The organism is Mycobacterium lepromatosis (genome assembly GCF_000975265.2).
Taxonomy (GTDB): domain Bacteria; phylum Actinomycetota; class Actinomycetes; order Mycobacteriales; family Mycobacteriaceae; genus Mycobacterium; species Mycobacterium lepromatosis.
Genome location: NZ_CP083405.1, coordinates 191786 through 208294 on the forward strand (window position 1 = coordinate 191786; position 16509 = coordinate 208294).

Sequence of the window (16509 nt, forward strand, 5' to 3'; positions counted from 1 at the left end):
CGCCCCATCGGCCGGACAACGGTTATATGGAAGGATTACTTTAATATATAGGGTGGCGGAGGTCATGCTGGCCTTGGCCTGCGCGGCCGGTCAATGACGTAGTTAGCCTGGCTCGGTTTAGGGACCTCGGCCAGATGCAGGGAAATTGTGCTACTGTTCCTATAGTCTCCCCATGAGAAGTTTAAGCTGCAGTTCTATACCTGTGTACCTGCTAACGGTGGCGAGATCCGGGTCAGCTTGGTGTGTGAAGCTCTGCGCTGCGGCAGCGCTGGCGTTGCCCGTGTGAAAATTTCGGTAATGTCGCCGGGTCATCCCGGTTGAGCTGAGACGAGGTTAATAGACGATGGAAACAAGTGTCACTCCCATTGCGGTTATCGGGATGGGATGTCGACTTCCTGGGGGTATCAACTCGCCAGACAAGCTATGGGAGTCGTTGTTGCGTGGCGACAACCTGGTCACCGAAGTCCCAGCTGACCGCTGGGACGCTGACGATTTTTATGATCCTGAGCCAGGGGTTCCCGGGCGCTCGGTGTCGCGGTGGGGTGGGTTCCTCGACGACGTCGCTGGCTTTGATGCCGCGTTTTTTGGCATCAGCGAGCGGGAGGCAACCTCGATCGATCCTCAGCAGCGATTGTTGTTAGAAACCTCGTGGGAGGCGATCGAGCAGGGCGGTCTGGATCCGGCGTCGTTGGCCGGCTCTTCGACAGCCGTTTTTACTGGGTTGACCCACGAAGATTACCTCGTACTTACCACCGCTGCGGGCGGTTTGGCCAGCCCGTACGTGGTAACCGGCCTTAACAACAGTGTGGCGTCTGGGAGGATCTCTCACACATTGGGCCTGCACGGTCCGGCTATGACGTTTGACACCGCGTGTTCTTCGGGTCTGATGGCGGTCCACTTGGCCTGCCGTAGCCTACATGACGGCGAGAGCGACTTCGCTTTAGCAGGCGGTTGCGCAGTGCTGCTGGAACCGCACGCAAGTGTGGCGGCATCTGCGCAGGGCATGCTTTCGTCGACCGGTCGATGCAAATCATTCGATGCCGACGCGGACGGATTTGTGCGTTCCGAAGGCTGCGCGATGGTGTTGCTTAAGCGACTGCCGGATGCGCTGCGCGACGGTAACCGGATCTTTGCCGTGATCCTCGGCACGGCCACCAACCAGGACGGTGGCACGGAGACGCTCATGATGCCATCCGAAGATGCCCAGGTCGCCGTGTACCAGGCGGCATTGACGGCGTCGGGTGTGGAGCCCGAAACTGTGGGTGTTGTGGAGGCGCACGGCACCGGCACACCAATCGGTGACCCGATTGAGTACCGCAGCTTGGCGCGGGTTTATGGTGCGGGCACTCCCTGCGCGCTTGGCTCGGCCAAAAGTAACATGGGGCATAGCACAGCATCGGCTGGGACTGTCGGGTTGATCAAAGCGATTATGTCGCTTAGGCACAGTCTGGTGCCTCCGCTGTTGCATTTCGATCGACTGCCCGATGAACTTACCGAGATCGAAACGGGACTCTTTGTTCCGCAGAAGGTTACGCCGTGGCCCCTCGGCGGATGTAACGCACCGAAGCGAGTGGCGGTGTCCTCATTCGGGATGTCTGGAACCAATGTGCACGCCATAATAGAAGAGGCCCCAGCGGAAGCTTGCGCAACCGCCGCACTTGAGACTTCGACGGGAGACGCTAAGCTGGTCCAGCGGCTGTTCATGCTGTCGTCCACGTCCAGCGCCGCACTGCGGGAGACTGCGTGCCAGCTTGCCACTTGGGTGGAAAAACACCAGGACTCCGTGCCGCTGTCGGATTTGGCGTACACGCTGGCGCGGGGCCGTGCGCACCGGCCGGTGCGCACGGCGGTGATTGCCGCGGACCTTCCCGAGCTCGTCGAAGGTTTGCGCGAGGTTGCCGGCGGTGAAAACTTATATGCCGCCGCGGTGGGACATGGTGATCGGGGACCGGTTTGGGTTTTCTCCGGCCAAGGGTCGCAATGGGCGGCGATGGGCGCGCAATTGCTGGAAAATGAGCCAGTGTTCGCCGCCACTATTACCAAGCTGGAATCGGTGATCGCCGCAGAGTCGGGATTCTCGGTGACCGAGGCGATTACGACGCAGGAGACGGTGGCCGGGATCGACAAGGTGCAGCCGGCGGTGTTCGCCGTGCAGGTCGCGTTGGCTACCACCATGGAGCAAACCTATGGCGTTCGCCCGGGTGCGGTCATCGGACACTCGATGGGGGAGTCGGCCGCAGCCGTGGTTGCCGGTGCCCTGTCGCTTGAAGACGCGGCGCGCGTTATCTGCCGCCGCTCGAAGCTGATGACTCGCATCGCCGGTAGCGGAGCCATGGGGTCGGTGGAATTGCCTGCTAAGCAAGTGAATTCAGAGCTCATGGCCCGAGGCATCGACGATGTCGTGATCTCGGTAGTGGCTTCACCGCAGTCTACGGTGATTGGCGGTGCCACAGAAACTGTGCGTGGCCTGATTGCGCAGTGGGAGCAGCGTGACGTGATGGCGCGTGAGGTGGCTGTCGATGTGGCGTCGCACTCGCCTCAAGTCGATCCGATACTCGACGATTTAGCTGCGGCACTGGCCGACATAGCTCCGATGACACCGAAGGTTCCCTACTACTCGACGACCCTGTTCGACCCGCGTGAGTGGCCGGTGTGCAACGGTGCTTACTGGGTGGACAACCTGCGAAACACTGTGCAGTTCGCCGCGGCGGTGCAGGCCGCGATGGAGGACGGCTACCGGGTCTTTGCCGAGCTTTCACCACACCCGTTGCTGACCCACGCCGTCGAGCAGACCGCCCGAGCCCTTGATATGTCGGTTGCTGCCCTGGCCGGTATGCGGCGCGAGCAACCGCTGCCGTACGGGCTGCGCGGCTTGCTGACTGATCTGCACAGCGCAGGCGCTGCGTTGGACTTTGCGGCGCTGTATCCTGCGGGCCGGCTGCTGGATGCGCCACTGCCGGCGTGGACTCACCCTCGTTTGTTCATCGACACAGATGGGCAAGAACAGCGGGCGAAAGGTGCCTGCACCGTTACCGTGCATCCGTTGCTGGGTTCGCATGTGCGCCTGCTTGAGGAACCTGAGCGCCACATTTGGCAGGGCAACGTTGGTACTGCGGCGCTGTCCTGGCTCGCCGACCATCGGGTGCATAACGTTGCCGCTCTCCCCGCCGCCGCCTATTGTGAAATGGCGTTAGCTGCGGCCGTGGAGGTCTTCGACGAAGCGGCCGAAGTCCGTGCCATCGCTTTTGAGCAGATGCTGTTGCTTGACGACGAGACCCCGATCGACGCCATTGCGTCGGTGGATGCGCCTGGTGTTATCAATTTTATGGTGCAGGTAAACCGGGACGGTGAAAAGATGCGGAACGCCACCGCAACGCTGCATGCTGCTGAGGTCGACTGTCCTCCACCGGCCTGTGACATCGCTGCCCTGTTGGCGGCGCACCCGAATAGTGTTAATGGGGCTGAAATGCGGGAATCGTTCGCCGAGCGTGGTGTTCAGCTAGGTGCTGCATTCACTGGCTTGGCCACTGTGCACACTGCCGAGGCGGAAGCCGGCACCGTGCTGGCTGAGGTCGCGCTGCCTGCTTCGATTCGCTTCCAGCAGAGTTCCTATCACATCCACCCGGCGTTGCTAGACGCTTGTTTCCAATCCGTAGGCGCCGGCGTCGACGCCACTAAGGTCGGTAGTAAGGGGGGCCTGCTGTTGCCGTTGGGTGTGCGCAGCCTGCGTGCCTACAGACCTACACGGAATGCCCGCTACTGTTATACTCGGTTGACCAAGATCGAACCCAGAGGCGGTGGTGAGGCCGACCTCGATGTGCTGGACGAGCACGGAACGGTTTTGCTGGCTGTGCGTGGGCTACGCATGGGAACTGGTACCACTGAACGCGGGGAGCTCGACCGCCAGCTCGGCGAGCGACTGTTGACCCTCGGATGGCAACAGCGGACGTTGCCTGAGGCAGCTCACGTCGGGCCTGGTTCGTGGTTGTTAATCGACACCTTCAACGCCTCCGAAATCCCCGACATGTGGGTTTCCAGGTTGACGGATGCGCTGAAATCCAGCGGTACCCAAGACACCGAATGCGCCAACCTATCCTGGCGGATCCAGGATGATCCTGTGGTTAGCCGCGAAAAGCTTGTCCGCCAGCTGCGTGGCCGCGATGGTGTGGTAATTCTCTATGGGCCACGCGCCGGTGCCCTCGATGAGCAAAGTCTGCTGGCCGGTCGTGAGCAGGTCCGTCATCTGGTTCGAATCACCCGGGAGTTGGCTGACTTCGAGGGTGAGCTGCCGCGTTTGTTTGTTGTAACCAGGCAAGCCCAGATAGTTCAGGCGGGGGATGCGGCCAACTTGGAGCAGGCTGGTCTGCGTGGTCTATTGCGGGTGATCAGCAGTGAACACCCGATGCTGCGCACCACTCTGGTCGACGTGGATGAACACACCGACGTTGAACGGGTGGCCCAGCAACTGCTGAGTGGGTCGGAAGAGGATGAGACTGCCTGGCGGAATGGCGACTGGTACGTGGCACGGCTGAAGCCCAGTCCGTTGAGCCATGAAGATCGGCGAACAGTGGTGTTGAACCCCGAGCACGACGGGCTGCGGGTGCACGTTCGCAGGCCGGGTGACTTGCAATCTCTGGAACTCGTTGCCAGTGAACGAGTTCCGCCCGGTACTGGACAACTTGAAGTCGCAGTCAGCATGTCCAGCATCAACTTCGCCGACGTTCTAATCGCGTTCGGCCGATTCCCCATCATCGATGATCGTGAACCGCAGTTAGGTATGGACTTCGTGGGTGTGGTGACTGCGGTCGGGGAGGGTGTGTCCGGCCATCAGATCGGTGATCGTGTTGGCGGTTTCGCTGAAGGCGGTTGCTGGCGGACGTTCCTAACGTGTGACGCCAATCTCGCCGTTACGCTTCCGTCCGGCTTGACCGATGAGCAGGCGATCACGGCGGCCACCGCGCATGCTACCGCTTGGTATGGGTTGAATGACCTGGCCGGGGTCAAGACCGGTGACAAGGTGTTGATTCACTCCGCTACCGGCGGCGTGGGGCAGGCGGCCATTTCGATTGCCCGCGCCAAGGGTGCGGAAATCTTTGCGACCGCTGGCAACTCAACAAAGCGAGCGATGTTGCACGAGCTGGGCATCGAGCATGTCTACGACTCGCGCAGTGTCGAATTTGCCGAGCAAATCCGGCGCGACACCGATGGGTACGGCGTGGATATCGTGCTGAACTCGCTGCCCGGTGCCGCACAACGCGCCGGACTGGAGCTATTGACCTTCGGCGGCCGTTTCGTCGAAATCGGCAAGGCCGATGTTTACGGCAACACCCGGCTGGGACTCTTCCCATTTCGTCGCGGCCTAACATTTTATTACTTGGACCTCGCGTTGATGTCCGTCACCCAGCCCGACCGGGTCCGCGAGTTGCTAGCCACAGTATTCAAGCTCACCGCTGACGGTGTCCTCACCGCACCGGAGTGTACCCACTACCCGCTGACCGATGCGGCCAATGCTATCCGGGCAATGAGCAACGCCGAACACACCGGGAAACTTGTGCTCGACATACCGCGAACCGGCAGTAGAAGCGTGGCGTTGCCACCGGAGCAAGCGCCGATCTACCGCCACGATGGATCTTACATTATCACTGGTGGTTTGGGTGGTCTCGGCCTATTCTTCGCCTCCAAGCTGGTCGAGGCGGGTTGTGGTCGGATCGTGCTGACCGCGCGTTCGCAGCCCAACCCCAAAGCCCGGCAGACCATCGAACGTCTCTGTGCTGCCGGCGCCGACATAGTGGTGGAGTGTGGTAACATTGCTGAGCCCGGTACCGCGGACCGGCTGGTGAACGCGGCTACCGCTACTGGGCTTCCGTTGCGTGGTGTGCTGCACTCGGCGGCGGTGGTCGAGGATGCCACGCTGGCCAACATCACCGACGAGCTAATTGACCGCGACTGGTCGCCTAAGGTTTACGGTTCGTGGAACCTGCACTGCGCGACGATCGGGCAGCCTGTGGACTGGTTCTGCTTATTCTCCTCGGGAGCAGCTCTTCTGGGCTCGCCAGGTCAGGGTGCCTACGCGGCGGCCAACAGCTGGATCGATCTTTTCGCACATTGGCGCCGTGCCCAGGGTCTGCCGGTCAGCGCGATTGCGTGGGGTGCGTGGGGTGAGGTTGGCCGTGCTACCTTTTTGGCCGAAGGAGGGGAAATCATGATTACCCCCGATGAAGGTGCGTATGCCTTCGAGATGCTGGTGCGCCATGATCGTCCCTACAGCGGTTATATTCCTATCCTTGGGGCGCCATGGTTGCCGGACCTCGTCAGACGCAGCCCGTGGGGTGAAATGTTCGCATCCTCTGGGCAGGGTTCAAGGGGCCCAAGTAAATTCCGCATGGAGTTGCTTGCGCTGCCGCAAGATGAATGGTCCGGCCGGTTGCGGCGTATGCTAGTCGAGCAGGCTAGTATGATTCTGCGTCGCACGATTGACGCGGACCGCTCCTTCATTGAATATGGTCTGGACTCGCTGGGTATGCTCGAGATGCGTACCCAAATTGAATCCGAGACCGGAATACGGCTGACCCCCAATGTCATAGCTACAAACAACACTGCCCGCACCCTGGCTCAATACTTGGCGGACACGCTGGCTGAGGAGGGGGCAGCAGCACTGACTGCTATGGCGCCACCGCAGACACCCTGAGGAACGGATTGCCTTACGCCGTAAGGTGTTTTGCGGGTCGATAGCGGGGTCAGACTAAGTCCAGGAAGAGTGATGCCTTGTGGTGGGTGCTCTTTTTGTTGTGAGCCACCAGATGCCTTTCGTTGAGCATCGGTGACGGATTAAAGTAGGGCAGGTGCCCGGTGCCGCCTGCCAACGCCGCACCTCCGAGTGTTTGCTAATTACACCACATGGCAGTTTTTGCAATTTGGTCGTGCCAAAATGCATGAACAAGGTGGAACTTTGAGCGGCTCAATGGCAGCCTCGATAACCCCGCCCCGCTTCCAATATCCACCAGGCTGAGCAGTTCTCGCGGCCTAATCAGCGACACCGTGAAAAGTTTGGCCCGAGTGCGTCGCAGCCGCACGTAAGCTTTCAAAGGTGCCGGACCCGCCTCTGGCTCCGCCACCGACCTGAAGAATGCACCACCTCGTATCTAGTTCGGAGCGCAGGTTCGCCACCACCAGCCTGTCATTGGCCGATATCAAACAGACCAGCAAGCATCTCGGCGTCATCATTTATTACATATCTTAGCCATGTCGACCAGTGTGCTTGTGTGTATTGCTCTTGCGTTACGACGGCAAGGCAAATCCCCCCTTGCTTGCGATTGTCCCGATTAACCTCGATTCGTCACAGGAGCGGATTTCTGGGAGCTATGGCTCATACTTTGTCGGTAACGTTTCCTGTGTACATCGAAGACCCGCTGGAGCAGGTACGGCGTTGTCTGGCCATGGCGGTAACGACAGCCAAGGAGCTTCATCAGTTCAGAGGACCAGGGCTAGTTTAACTGCTGGTTGGCCTACATCTCGCCCGTGTCTGCGGAAGCTTTTATTCGGTTGGCATCGATCCGCAAAGTCTTGAACAAGATGCCCAACCTGGTCATTATGACCGTTGCCTGCCTCTTACCGTGGCGTGTTAGGCACCGAAACTCTATTCGGTGGGGCCGTTGGGCCCTTGGAGTGCGTTCACTATGACCGCATGGCGCTACATTGATCAGCTCAATCTCTCGGTACTGACAGACGATGCCATTGTTCAGGACCCGCATGAAATGTCGGAGGCTTTAAACGTGGAATTCATCCAAATCCTTAGGAGCGGAGCCCTTCCCAAGGAGTTTACGGTCATGTGACCGTGGATGGCGCCAGGGTCAGTTGCTGCAAGCATCGCGTGGCCGAATTGGTGCGTCGAAGAACACATCACCCCGCGGGAGCTGGTGAGGGTCCGCAGCGAAACGTAGAAGCCGCGTCAAGTCCGGTGGATATTCTGACGAAGTCCAGCAGTTTTGCCAATGCGTCTGCTGTGTGTGTTGGCCGCTGCGGCCATTGCGCGGTTTGAGTATTTTGCGTGGTGACTACGTTCTTCAGGTTCCTGGCTCCGCGCAAATCCAGCGCAGTATTTGTTGTCGCCTGATGCGCCGAGCCCGTGCACGCTCAATTCGATACTCTCACCGACTTCGCCGTGTGCTATCCGGATGTTGTCGGTCGAGCTGGGCAGGTTGGCCGATGACCCAGACGAGTACGCTTAACTGGGCATTTGTTGAGGCCAACGTCGCTGCGGTCTTCACCGAAACGGGCCTGCAACGAAGCCCCAGATTGTTCCGCGGTTGGCTGTCCGCGGCGCCGCTGGTCCGTGCCGGCACGTGGATCATTTTCATGTACAGATTGATCGGAACGCCTAAGAGGAGTGGCCGTCACGCATCCCAGTGCCGCTGTGGTCGTCGACGTCGAGGCGCAAATGTTTTTGCAGGACAACTTGATTGGCCCGGGTGACTGGGACTGGGGTGCCGGCCCGGCTGTCAGTGGCTTTCGACGCATTGTGCGAGGAGATGTGGCTGTTCTGGTGCAACAGCGCCTGCTTAATACCCACGTCACGATCGTTGGTGCGCCCCGGGATGGACCTTTCTCCATGGATGGTTACTCGCAACGTGACCTCCGTGGGGGTAGCGACACCGCAGTTGTCTCGCGTTAGGCCACCTAGGCACTTATAGCAGTGGTGCTTTCGTTCGGGTAGAACGTGACGGGCTGTATTTCTACGGCGTGGCAAACTGCCAGGTGCAGATAGATTTCGCCGCATCGAGCTCGGTGAGGTCTACGGTGCGCTAGTACACTTGCCGGGTGTCGCGTCGGCTCGGCGCGGTTCGCCGTACCTTTACCGGCGCGCCGGTGCGGGTTGGCTACGTGGTCAGCGCGGACCCATCGTTCAATATTAACGAAGCCCGCAGCCAGCTCGCCTAGCAGCTGTCCACCGCACTGGTGTCACGACTGTTCGAGTCCACGAGCTGCCCTACCCGCACGTGGGGCAAGATCGACCTGGATGCGCTGCCATCATTACCATCCAACACCGTCGACGAGGAAACACCTGAATTGGGTGGCATGACGGGGTGGGTGGCCAGAGAGGTGGTAGGGTCTACTGGGGGTTGTGGTTAACGGTCCGGAGGACGATTTCTTCGCGCTCAGCGTAGGCTGGCAACCGTCCGGCTTGTGGTCACGCTGTGGCAGCAGTATCCGCAGTTCACCGTTTCCGATCTGTGCTATTGCCCTCAGTTGGGCTCGTCAGCAGGGTTCCATGGCGAGCTTGAACCCCCACCGCAGGTCACCGAACAGGTGGTGCAACTAACCCCCGTGTCTTACCCACGCGGTGTCGGCTAATCTTGTCGGTGTCGTTGGTGCTAAGCCAGCGATTTTGCAGTGGGTGACTTGGCCGGCGCTGGGCACCAATGTCGCGTACGTCCTACACCTGCTGCCGTGGATTGGTGCTGTACGCCAGCGTCTGGTTGCGCTGAAGTTTGTGCTGTTCGTCGCTTCGGTCGGGCTACTGGGGATCGCGGTGCTGCTTGCGCACATTTTGTTATGGAAAGTGGAGCCCGGTACCTACCCCAGTGTTGTGTCGGTATACCTGTGCATGTGGCTTTGTCGAGCTACTGGCCGAGGCCAGTAGCGCCGAGAACCCGATCAAATCGTCATGGCTGGTGTATTAGCCCATGCATTAGGCGCCACTACCGGTGTGTCGGGACGTAACCTCACCTCGGGTTGCAGCGAGGGCTACCGCCTGGTGTCCGGCTGCTGGGGGTTTGTGGGTGGCGTAGTTGTCGCAGATGACGCGCAACTGGATGTGTGGGTGTGTTTTGGTGGCGAGTTTGAAGGTAGTAGCCCAATCCGGCTTGGGTGCGATCCAGCTGCTTGGATCTGGGGCTTCATTGTTGACGTTGAGCACAACCACGGCCGCGGGTTGAGTGAGCCTGGGCGTGGTGCCGCGGATACTTTCGATCCGTTTCCCAGACTGCTTGCCGACCCTGGTGCACGCGTCTTTGCCCACCAGGCTCTCCACGGTTATTGCTGTTAGGAGGTGGGACGCTGGTCCAAGGGATGAGGATCGTGGTGCTTCGGTAGTGGTACCGGTCTGGTACCGCGGCCGGGTTCAACCGGGTGCTCTCTTTTGCCTCAATCGGTTTTCACCGTTCTTCGGAGGTGGTGAACCGACGATGAATGTCTTTCCACCTCCAGCGATACCGTGCTCGAAACCATCGAATGACCCGTTACCACGCGAAGTGGCACCGGCGGCTAAGGGTGTGTTTGCAGGCCATGGACCGGACGTAGTTGGTCCACCTGCGCAGGATCTGGTTTGATCGTGTGCCAGCACACCACCGGATTGCGCTGTGATTTCCTGTTCGTCAGGGCACGGATCTTGGCTTGCACACACCGTTGTGTCCGGTCGGCGATAGAAGTCTAGACATGCCACTTGGTCGTTCTGTTCTTGCGTTTTCACCCGGTGTGTCAGCTGCGAAAGTCCACACCGTTACCGAGATGCATGATCTGTGTCTTTGCAGCCGACAACTGCAGACCCAAAGACGTAAGCACCGAGTCGATTTCATTTGCAGGGCTTCAGCGTGTTTGATTGTGTTGTCCTCGGCAGGCCTTTGGATGAGCCACCGACTACACAGGTAAGCAGTTGACATCGAGCCGCCCGGCTTCCATGGCCCGCATCAGATGTTCATCGAGCGCAGACAAGGCGATGTTGGTCAGCAACGACGACAAGATATCGCCCTGAGCCGTTTCGGTGTGAGTGTTCTCGTGCTCACCAGACTTGGTGAGCACACCAGCCTGAAAAACGTCTTCACCAGGACCAGTACGTGTTTATCCTTGACTTGCAATCACATTCCGCTCCAGCAAGAGCGGAATGTGAGCTGAAGTCACGGCGCACCTCGATGTCTGGCAATACAGCACCCATCGATAGCCTTGAGTGCTGTATTGGTCAAGCTCGGCGATCGCGTCCTGAGATCGCCGCTTGGGGTGGAACCCAGGGGGACTGGCGCGAAATCGGTCTCGAAGACAGGACCCAGCACCAGCTTCAACGTATCCTGAACGATTCGATCCGCGATAGCCGATGTACCGAGCTTTCACAGTTTCCCAACCTCCGGATTCGGGAATCTTACGTTTCCGCACCAGCAGCGGTCGCAACGAACCGTCCTTCAACCAGTCCGCAGGTGGTCAAAACCCGCTACCCCGACGATTTCTTCGCCGTGGGCGACGGTCTAGTCCCCACGCCAGCAGTTATTCGCCCCCATGGTCGCCTGTGACCGGGTCAAACACCACCAACAACGTCGCGGGATCACACACGAGATTGAACAGGTCATCGAACTTGCCAGCCACGATCGACCGCAGCCCCACGATGAAGTTTGACTGTATCTACGATACCCGTCACCAAGGCCCCAACCGGGCCGGTTGATCAAGAGCGCCGACAATCACCGGCGTGTCGTCGACAGTACAGCATCTTTTCCTTCCTCCAACCCGCTGCCATCCTTTCTCCACGCGCACGGGCCTTTCCCCGGCTCAAAGTACTACGGTGACCCCGCCTCTGACCCGATCGACCGACGATGAACCCAACCCGATCAAGCGTGTTGGCCGCACAGCACCCAGGCAGGACCTAGGACGGTTCCCACCCTCCCCGGCGTCACCCAGGCCAGGCTGCTACCGCTTCACCGTTCTTGCTGCGACAGGACCGGCGGCGAAGATCTCTCACCTTCACGTTCAATCATCAAGGCTGCGTAGCGCACATAGATCCAGGTAGAGCCCGACCACATCACACAGTCTGGCCTCCCGCCCGGGAACTTGACAGTCTCCACACGATGCGGCTGGATGCCCCTATTTACGCCAAATCCACGCGACCGAGGCGAATGCGATCCCCAGCCGATCAGCCATCAACCGCGCCGCCCAATGCGTCACACCCAGATAAACGAGCGATTCACCCGTACCCACCAACATCTCTTACAAGCACCGAAGCACATCCCGTCCCCGGCGTGCCCGAACCAGGATATCAGTATTTAGCCACCCCACCGGACACCACCAACCCAATCCACGCCCGCGTCACTTGCCCCACCAGCACACACGACGCCCTCGTCAACCACTCCAGCCGACCCCGATCACCAACGCGCAACTCCAAGGCGGCAACCACATACACCACCCACTTACCTCAACCAACCAAACGTACCCACCCAATAACACACACCACTAGCTGCCTGAGGTCATTCAGGTAAAGCGAGTTCGCTTTTGGTTGTTCAGCGCCGGTACTTATAGCCGTGCCAGGCCGCGATCAGCGCTGGCAGCAGTGACACGAATATAATGCTCAGGATGATTTTCTCTAAATTCTGGTGAATGAACGGCACGTTGCCCAGGAAGTAGGCGGCAACCGTGACCCCATCGCCCCAGAGGATGCCTCCCACGATGTCGAACCCCAGATACAATGGATAACGCATGTAGGATACGCCAGCGATTACCGGGGTGAACGTTCGCATGAATGGCAAGAAGCGGGCTAGGATGATCGTCCACGGCCCGTATTTCTCGAAGAAGGCGTGCGATTCGGTCACGTAGTGTTGCTTGAAGAAGCGTGAGTCTTCCTTCTTAAACAGCGCGGGGCCGATACGGCGGCCGATGAAATACCCGAGCTGATCGCCTAATATCGCCACCACCGCTACGGAAGGGGAAAGCACCCAGATATCGAGCGTCCCCTTAGCAGCTAGCAGACCCCCTGTGAACAGCAGAGATTCGCCAGGTAGCAACGGGAACAGCAAGCCGGTTTCGACGGAGATGATGACCAGGATGGTGGGAAGTACCGCGGACGCGAAAAGGCCCTGGGGACCAATCCAGAACATCGGGTCGAGGATGGGCGGCACGGCCACGATGGCGGTGTTCATGACGTCACAACATACCGGCCGAAACATGTAGTCTCTGCTGGCTGTGGATAAAAAATCCCCTGAAGACTGGCGGCCAACCGGCATTCGGGTGTTGAGATACTGGGCAGACTCTGTTTTTCAGGAAGGAAATTTCATGCCTATCGCAACACCGGAAATCTACGCCGAGATGTTGAGACGAGCCAAGGAAAACTCATACGCTTTTCCGGCCATCAACTGTACGTCTTCAGAGACCGTCAACGCCGCTATCAAGGGCTTTGCTGACGCCGGCAGCGACGGTATCATCCAGTTCTCCACCGGTGGTGCGGAGTTCGCCTCCGGGCTCGGTGTCAAGGACATGGTGACTGGTGCGGTAGCGCTGGCGAAGTTCACTCACGTCATTGCGGCCAAGTACCCGATCAACGTAGCACTGCATACCGACCACTGCCCTAAGGACAAACTGGATAGCTACGTGCGCCCGTTGCTGGCGATCTCGGCTAGAAGGGTAGCGGCCGGTAAGGATCCGCTGTTCGGATCCCACATGTGGGATGGCTCTGCGGTACCGATCGATGAAAATCTGGCCATAGCCCAAGAGCTGCTGAAAGCCGCGGTGGCCGCCAAGATAATTCTCGAAGTTGAGATCGGTGTGGTCGGCGGCGAGGAAGACGGCGTGGTCGACGAAATCAACGACAAGTTGTACACTACTCCGAATGATTTCGTGAAGACCATCGACGCTCTGGGCGCCGGTGAACACGGCAGGTACCTACTGGCGGCGACGTTTGGCAACGTGCACGGTGTCTATAAGCCCGGCAACGTCAAGCTGCGTCCCGATATCCTGGCCCAAGGCCAGAAGGTGGCAGCGGCCAAGCTCGGTCAGTCTGAGGGCTCGAAACCGTTCGATTTCGTGTTCCACGGCGGTTCCGGTTCGGAGAAGTCGGAAATTGAGGAGGCGCTACGGTACGGTGTGGTGAAGATGAATGTTGACACCGATACCCAATACGCATTTACCCGCCCGGTGTCCGGTCATATATTCACCAACTACGACGGCGTACTTAAGGTCGACGGCGATGTGGGCAACAAGAAGGCGTACGACCCGCGCAGCTATCTTAAGAAGGCCGAAGCGTCGATGACCGAGCGAGTGCTTGAGGCCTGCAACGATCTACGTTGCGCCGGAAAGTCGGTGATGGCTAGTTGACTGCCGAGTTAGCCGTTAGGGGACTGGCAGATCTTCCACTGATCGTCGCGGAACTGCAGATCGATGCTGCGTGTCGAGCGGACCTTCGGGTCGTAGGCCATGAACGTGGTGATGTTTGCTTCGGCGTGTTGGCCGTTGACGACGACCTGGTCGATGCTGGCGATCACCGGATATTGTTTGGCCGCTGACACTCTGTGGTACGTTTCGTCCCACGAGTACTCGTCGTATTCCACGTAGCCTTCACGTGTGGTACCGCAGGTAATGGAGCGCAACGTCATCAGGTTGCCAGTTTGCACCGCGACGTCAAAGCTCTGGATGGTTTGCCGAACCTGTTCTGCCGGCGAAGTTTTCATGTGTTTACCGTGGGTTAGCAGCACGGTACCGAGGATTGCGATCGCCGCTAACGCCAACACGATCATGATCAGCGCCAGCGCCCAGCCCCAATGGAAATGTCGGGATGTCCGCAACTTGGCCCCTAGTCGTGGTGGAATCGATTGCGGCACAGCAGTTTTTGAGGAATATCCAGGATTCTCCGAGTGATTGTACGAGGTCGGGGGAGGGTAGATGGCTTCGGTCGCGGGATCTGGTGCAGTGGCAATGATGACAGTCGCCTTGGCGTCGAAGCCGGGTGCTGTGAAGCGGCGATCGTGCTGCTGTTCGTCCAGCTCGGGATCCTGGTTCGGCTTGAGTTTGGTTATCACCACCGTCTCGGTCTCGGAGTCGCTATGCGTTAGCGGGTAAATTGCTGCGATTTCTTTGCCGGGAGTCATGGTCGCGTTGTCTTTGGCGTCGGGTAGATTGGACACGATGTCGTCCTTATCGACAGCGCGTGGAGCGAACCCGGGGCGGTTTAGTGTGATGCCGCGATCGGGCTCGGGTTCATTAGGCATGAACGTTCCTGTCTTCCCGCTATCGAGTCAATATGTAGAGTTTAGCGACTTTGCACCGGATTGAGGTGTGCGTCGAGGTGTCGTCGCGGCAGCCGACGGGGCGAACGGCAGAATGGAGACTATGACGTCAATGGGTGATCTCCTAGGGCCTGATCCGGTACTGTTGCCCGGTGACAGCGCCGCCGAGGTGGAACTGCGCGCAAACAAGGGCCCCGAAACCGTTGCTGCCATGCATCCGTCCGCGTCGGTGGCCTGGGCGGCACTCGCCGAGGAAGCACTGGCCGATGATAAGGCCATTACAGCTTACGCGTATGCTCGCACTGGTTACCACCGCGGTCTTGATCAGCTTCGCCGCAAAGGTTGGAAAGGGTTTGGCCCTGTGCCGTATTCGCATGAGTCGAATCGCGGCTTCCTGCGTTGCGTGGCCGCGCTGGCGCGGGCTGCGGACGCCATCGGTGAGACCGACGAGTACGAACGCTGTCTGAATCTGCTTGACGATTGTGACCCCGCAGCTCGCAACGAGCTCGGGCTCTAGACGGTTTCCGAACAGTCACCGATGCCGTCGGTACGCTCGATCTGGAGTGTACCGTAATTCAGCCCCCCGAGCAGCCATCCTCGTTCCCGTGCCATAGCCTGCCCACGTGATGGACAAAGTTGCCGTTGCTGGTCAGGTGCGCGGCGGGACATATCCTTGCCGGGCGAAAGTGTTCACACGTGCAGGTCGTGTACTTCGATGACACCGCCGGCGTCCTAGTGTTGACCGCAGTGCCTCTACATCGATGTGGGCCGACGACGATTCGGAAAGGATCCGCAATGCCGCTCGGGCTAGCGAGATCGCCCGTGACATCACCCAGAGCGCCACCAGCACGGCAACCCCCACGTCGGCGTAGGGCCAGTGCGTGGTGAGAGTGACAACACCGGTGATCAACACACCGATGCTGCCCACGGTGTCTGCGACCGCCTCCATATAGGCACCCTTAACTGCCAGGCTGTCCTCCGAGTGCGGGCGTAATAACAACGCTACCACGAAATTGGCAGCTAGGCCGGTCAGCGCTGCCATTACCATCGGCAAACCCGGGATAGACGGGGCTTCCTTGAGCCGTTGGATTGCTTCGTACAGGATGAATATTGCGACCCCGATCAGCAGCACGGCGTTGGCTATCGCGGTAAATACCTCGGCGCGATGCCGGCCGTAGGGGCGGATGGGTGACGAGCTGCCACGCTTGGCCAGCACCACTGCGGCCAGACCCATGGACACGGCGACTACGTCGGTGAGCATGTGTCCCGCATCGGCGAGCAGTGCGATCGAGTTGATCAGCAACGCGATGGTCAGCTCCACACCAAAGAACACCATCAAGATCGCTGCGGCAACGATCATGCGGGGGATCGTCCGATGCATCGCGAACTCGGCGGGAGTGTAACTACCCCCAGCACCCATGACGTGGAATATATGCGTGTTTGCGCATGTATTGCAAGCGTTAGAACCAGCGGCTCCAAAAATGGGTCAATGCATCGACCACGGCCGCCAGCCAGTGGGGTACACCAGGCAAGTCGA

At 59.4% G+C, this 16509-nt stretch carries 10 protein-coding genes and 2 pseudogenes; 6 read left to right on the forward strand and 6 right to left on the reverse strand.

Annotated features, from left to right (window positions below; genetic code table 11):
• Window positions 1–343 precede the first annotated feature (343 nt).
• From pks2 to MLPF_RS00720, 4 genes and pseudogenes are all read left to right on the forward strand, one after another.
• Entirely contained in the window at window positions 344–6688 is a 6345-nt protein-coding gene (gene pks2, locus MLPF_RS00710; protein WP_045842279.1) for a sulfolipid-1 biosynthesis phthioceranic/hydroxyphthioceranic acid synthase, read from the forward strand.
• A 955-nt stretch (window positions 6689–7643) separates the two neighbouring features.
• Window positions 7644–7832 (forward strand): WS/DGAT domain-containing protein, encoded by a 189-nt coding sequence (locus MLPF_RS16705; protein WP_050038815.1) that lies wholly within the window; start codon window positions 7644–7646, stop codon window positions 7830–7832.
• Between the two features lie 369 nt (window positions 7833–8201).
• Window positions 8202–9111, forward strand: a pseudogene (locus tag MLPF_RS16710) (hypothetical protein); the annotation flags it as partial.
• 229 nt (window positions 9112–9340) lie between these two features.
• The gene (locus tag MLPF_RS00720) at window positions 9341–9640 is read left to right on the forward strand and encodes a hypothetical protein (RefSeq protein ID WP_052696412.1); all 300 of its coding nucleotides are present in this window, start codon (window positions 9341–9343) and stop codon (window positions 9638–9640) included.
• 48 nt (window positions 9641–9688) lie between these two features.
• Here the strand turns inward: MLPF_RS00720 and MLPF_RS00725 are convergent, their stop codons facing one another.
• The 4 genes from MLPF_RS00725 to MLPF_RS00740 form a co-directional block, all read right to left on the reverse strand.
• Window positions 9689–10030: a hypothetical protein gene (locus MLPF_RS00725; RefSeq protein ID WP_237817226.1), complete on the reverse strand. Its 342-nt coding sequence runs from the start codon at window positions 10028–10030 to the stop codon at window positions 9689–9691.
• A 605-nt stretch (window positions 10031–10635) separates the two neighbouring features.
• The gene (locus MLPF_RS00730; RefSeq protein ID WP_193386758.1) at window positions 10636–10797 is read right to left on the reverse strand and encodes a hypothetical protein; all 162 of its coding nucleotides are present in this window, start codon (window positions 10795–10797) and stop codon (window positions 10636–10638) included.
• Between the two features lie 1219 nt (window positions 10798–12016).
• Window positions 12017–12160, reverse strand: coding sequence for a hypothetical protein (locus tag MLPF_RS00735; protein WP_156147023.1), 144 nt, complete (start codon window positions 12158–12160; stop codon window positions 12017–12019).
• 97 nt (window positions 12161–12257) lie between these two features.
• Window positions 12258–12893, reverse strand: a complete 636-nt coding sequence (locus MLPF_RS00740) for a DedA family protein (RefSeq protein WP_045842383.1) — start codon at window positions 12891–12893, stop codon at window positions 12258–12260.
• Window positions 12894–13026: 133 nt separating this feature from the next.
• On the opposite strand from MLPF_RS00740, the gene fbaA reads away from it, so the two are divergent.
• The gene (gene fbaA, locus MLPF_RS00745; RefSeq protein WP_045842382.1) at window positions 13027–14064 is read left to right on the forward strand and encodes a class II fructose-bisphosphate aldolase; all 1038 of its coding nucleotides are present in this window, start codon (window positions 13027–13029) and stop codon (window positions 14062–14064) included.
• Window positions 14065–14072: 8 nt separating this feature from the next.
• Here the strand turns inward: fbaA and MLPF_RS00750 are convergent, their stop codons facing one another.
• Window positions 14073–14954 (reverse strand): Rv0361 family membrane protein, encoded by an 882-nt coding sequence (locus MLPF_RS00750; protein WP_045842381.1) that lies wholly within the window; start codon window positions 14952–14954, stop codon window positions 14073–14075.
• A gap of 121 nt (window positions 14955–15075) precedes the next feature.
• Here MLPF_RS00750 and MLPF_RS00755 point away from each other — a divergent pair, with 121 nt between their 5' ends.
• Window positions 15076–15489, forward strand: coding sequence for a DUF3151 domain-containing protein (locus MLPF_RS00755; RefSeq protein WP_045842386.1), 414 nt, complete (start codon window positions 15076–15078; stop codon window positions 15487–15489).
• Here the strand turns inward: MLPF_RS00755 and MLPF_RS00760 are convergent.
• Window positions 15486–16392: pseudogene (locus MLPF_RS00760) on the reverse strand (cation diffusion facilitator family transporter). The gene MLPF_RS00755 and the pseudogene MLPF_RS00760 sit on opposite strands and share 4 nt — an antisense overlap.
• Window positions 16393–16509: the final 117 nt, after the last annotated feature.